This window comes from Streptomyces sp. W16 (genome assembly GCF_033194735.1).
Taxonomy (GTDB): domain Bacteria; phylum Actinomycetota; class Actinomycetes; order Streptomycetales; family Streptomycetaceae; genus Streptomyces.
In genome coordinates this window covers 1-3,874 of sequence record NZ_JAWOAI010000729.1, presented here as the reverse complement: position 1 = coordinate 3,874, position 3,874 = coordinate 1, and the positions used below count along the sequence as shown (strand labels likewise).

Below are 3,874 nucleotides of genomic sequence, written 5' to 3'. Positions count from 1 at the left end.
CGCGGGCTCGGGTGCGGCGGTCGCCGCGCTGCTCACGCTCGCCTCCGTCCGCGACCCCGGCGCGCTCACTCCCGGTGTGGTTCCGCTGGTCGCGCCGACCCTTCCGCTCTGGCCGGCGGCTGCCGTACTGCTGGGCCTGGCCCCCGCGTTGCTCACTTTCAAGGAGTCGTCGTGATCCGCTTCGAGGATGTCTCCGTGACGTACGACGGGGCGCCCCAACCCGCTGTCCAGGGCGTCGACTTCGAGGTCCCGGAGGGCGAACTGGTGCTGCTCGTCGGCCCGTCGGGGGTCGGCAAGTCGACGGTTCTCGGCGCGGTGAGCGGACTGGTCCCGCACTTCACCGGCGGCACCCTGCGCGGCCGGGTCACGGTCGCGGGCCGCGACACCCGCACCCACAAGCCGCGTGAACTCGCCGACGCAGTAGGCACCGTGGGCCAGGACCCGCTCTCCCACTTCGTGACGGACACGGTCGAGGACGAACTCGCCTACGGCATGGAGTCGTTGGGCATCGCCCCCGAGGTGATGCGCCGCCGCGTCGAGGAGACCCTGGACCTGCTGGGCCTGGCCGACCTGCGCGACCGTCCCCTCGCCACCCTCTCCGGCGGCCAGCGGCAGCGCGTCGCGATCGGCTCGGTGCTCACCCCGCACCCCAGGGTCCTCGTCCTCGACGAACCCACCTCGGCACTGGACCCGGCCGCCGCCGAGGAGGTACTCGCCGTCCTCCAACGCCTGGTCCACGACCTCGGGACCACGGTCCTGCTGGCCGAACACCGCCTGGAGCGCGTCGTCCAGTACGCCGACCAGGTCGTCCTGCTTCCGGCCCCGGGTGCCCCACCGGTCCTCGGCAGCCCGGCGGAGGTGATGGCGGTGTCCCCCGTGTATCCACCGGTGGTGGCCCTGGGCCGACTCGCCGAATGGACGCCACTCCCGCTCACGGTGCGGGACGCGCGGCGCCGGGCGGGTGGGCTGCGGGAGCGCCTGGCCGGACGGGAACCGGCCCGCGGCGCGACCCCGTTCACCGGGCCGCTCCCCAAGTCCCGCCCACCAAGCACCCGTTGGCGCATGCGCAAGACCCCGGCCCCAACTCCCGCCCGTACAGCGGAAGTCCAAGCCCTCTCCGTCCGCCGCGCCGGCATCGACGCCCTCCGTCGCGTCGACCTCACCATCGCCCCCGGCGAGACCGTCGCCCTGATGGGCCGCAACGGCGCCGGCAAGTCCACCCTCCTCAACACCCTCGTCGGTCTGGTCGCGCCCACCTCCGGATCGGTTCGGGTCGGCGGCCTCGCCCCGCATCGCACAGCGCCCCGGGACCTCGTACGCCGCGTGGGTCTCGTCCCGCAGGAACCCCGTGACCTGCTGTACGCCGACACGGTCGCCGCCGAATGCGCCGCGGCCGACGCGGACGCCCGTGCCACGCCGGGTACCTGCCGTGCCCTGGTCTCCGATCTCCTCCCCGGGGTGACCGACGGCACCCACCCCCGCGACCTCTCCGAGGGGCAGCGCCTCGCACTCGCCCTCGCGATCGTGCTCACGGCCCGCCCGCCGCTCCTGCTGCTCGACGAGCCGACCCGGGGCCTGGACTACGCGGCCAAGTCCCGCCTGGTCGCGATCCTGCGCGCGCTCGCGGCCGAGGGCCACGCGATCGTCCTGGCCACGCATGACGTGGAGCTCGCCGCCGAACTGGCCCACCGGGTCGTGCTCCTCGCCGACGGAGAGATGATCGCGGACGGTCCGACCGCGGAGGTGGTCGTGGCGTCCCCGTCCTTCGCCCCGCAGACGACGAAGATCCTCGCCCCGCAGCAGTGGCTGACGGTCGCCGAGGTAAGGGAGGCGCTGGCATGAGGGACATGAGGCCGATCCCCCTCACCCCCCGCTCCACCGCCGCCCTCACCCTCGTCACCGTCACCGGTGTCGCCGCCTTCGCCTGGCCCTTCCTCGCCCCGCCCGGCTCGCAGGTCGCCGCACACTCCCAGGACGCGCCCTGGCTGTTCGCGGGCCTGCTCGTCCTGCTCGTCGCGGTCGTGGCGGCGGCGATCTCGGAGTCGGGGCTCGGCCCGAAAGCCGTTGCCATGCTCGGCGTGCTCGCCGCCACCGGCGCCGCCCTCCGCCCCGTCGGCGCCGGTACGGCCGGTATCGAGCCGATGTTCTTCCTGATGGTGCTGAGCGGACGGGTCCTCGGACCCGGTTTCGGGTTCGTGCTCGGCAACGTCACGATGTTCGCGTCGGCGCTGCTGACCGGCGGGGTCGGCCCGTGGCTGCCGTTCCAGATGCTGGCGATGGGCTGGTTCACGATGGGCGCGGGCCTGCTGCCGGGCCGGGAGCGGCTGCGCGGCCGTAGCGAGATCGCGGTGCTCGCCTGCTACGGCTTCCTCGCGGCGTTCGCCTACGGCACCGCCATGAACCTGGCCGGCTGGCCCTTCATGGGGGCGCCGGCCTCGTCGGTCGCCTTCGACCCGGGGGCGGCCGTCCCGACGAACCTGGCCCGTTTCGTCGCCTACTGCGTGGCCACCTCGCTGGGCTGGGACCTGGGGCGGGCGGTCGTGACCGTCGTACTCACGCTGACTCTCGGTCCGGCGCTGCTGCGGGCGCTGCGCCGGGCGACTCGGCGGGCGGCCTTCGAGACGCGGGTCACTTTCGACGGACGAACCGGGTGAAGCGTCGCACATGACGCATGTCACCAACGATGCGGATTAGTAGGACACGAGCGTGGCATGTACGCGACTTTCAGGCCTCTGACCTGGGGTTTGAGAGCCACGTCACACAGTTGACGATTCACCCACATGCGACCACAACTAGTAAAAGGGATCTTTGCGGACACGGATCGAGAGTGCTTCTGTGGAGCAGTCGCACGGCGCCGACGAGTCCTCACGGGCCTCGGCGCCGACGCCTTGCCGGGGCCGCGCACCGCGTGACACCGGCAGGCATACGACGTCTCTGTCCCCGAAGAAACAGGTTCTCCGTGTCCGTCTCCCGCATCGTCGCTCGCATCGCCTCCCCGAAGAAGGCCCTGACCGCCGCCGCCCTGGCCGCCGCCACCACCGGCCTGGTGCTGACCTCGGCTCCCGCTCAGGCCGCGACGACCTCCGCCTCCTCCGCTCAGTCGATCGCGCACAAGATGATCCCGAGCGCGGCGCAGTACAACGCGTTCAGCAAGATCGTCGAGCACGAGAGCGGCTGGAACGTCACCGCCACGAACTCCTCCTCCGGCGCCTACGGCCTGGTCCAGGCGCTGCCCGGTTCGAAGATGGCCTCGGCCGGCTCGGACTGGAAGACCAACCCTGCCACGCAGATCAAGTGGGGTCTGGACTACATGAACTCCCGCTACGGCTCCCCCGCCGCGGCCTGGAGCTTCTGGCAGTCCAACGGCTGGTACTGATCACCGGCCCACACACACGCACACGCGGCGGCGGCCCCCGGCATTCCGGGGGCCGCCGCTACATTGCGTTCATGGACCAGAACACACAGCCCAAGTCCTACGACCGTGAGGCGCGCGGACTCCGGCTGGTGGTCGTGCTGCTGGGGCTGACCGTGGTCAGCGGGCTGATCGACGCGGTGAGCTATCTGGGCCTCGGTCATGTCTTCACCGCGAACATGACCGGCAATGTCGTCGTCCTGGGCTTCGCCGCCGCCGGGGCACCCGGTTTCTCGGTGTCGCGCACCCTCACCTCCCTGGGCGCCTTTCTGGTGGGCGCGGCGGCCGGATCGCGGCACGGATGGACAGCGGCTCGCGCCGGACCTGGGCCCGGGTGAGTCTCGGCGCGGAGGCGCTGCTCGTGGGCGTGGCCGCGGTGATCGCCTGCGTGGCGCCGGGCGACAGCGCCACCACGCACCCCTTGATCGCCCTCACCGCCTTCGCGATGGGCCTGCGCAACGC

At 72.2% G+C, this 3,874-nt stretch carries 3 protein-coding genes and 1 pseudogene; all 4 read left to right on the top strand.

All coding sequences use genetic code 11. From position 1 onward, the window contains the following. Positions 1-171 precede the first annotated feature (171 nt). Entirely contained in the window at positions 172-1,842 is a 1,671-nt protein-coding gene (locus R6V09_RS48040) for an ABC transporter ATP-binding protein (protein ID WP_317887756.1), read from the top strand. Positions 1,843-1,847: 5 nt separating this feature from the next. Continuing rightward, positions 1,848-2,654, top strand: coding sequence for an ECF transporter S component (locus R6V09_RS48035; RefSeq protein WP_317887757.1), 807 nt, complete (start codon positions 1,848-1,850; stop codon positions 2,652-2,654). 305 nt (positions 2,655-2,959) lie between these two features. Further along, complete coding sequence (locus tag R6V09_RS48030) at positions 2,960-3,376, top strand: transglycosylase SLT domain-containing protein (protein WP_200712962.1); 417 nt, start codon at positions 2,960-2,962, stop codon at positions 3,374-3,376. A gap of 71 nt (positions 3,377-3,447) precedes the next feature. Next, positions 3,448-3,874: pseudogene (locus tag R6V09_RS48025) on the top strand (YoaK family protein); the annotation flags it as partial.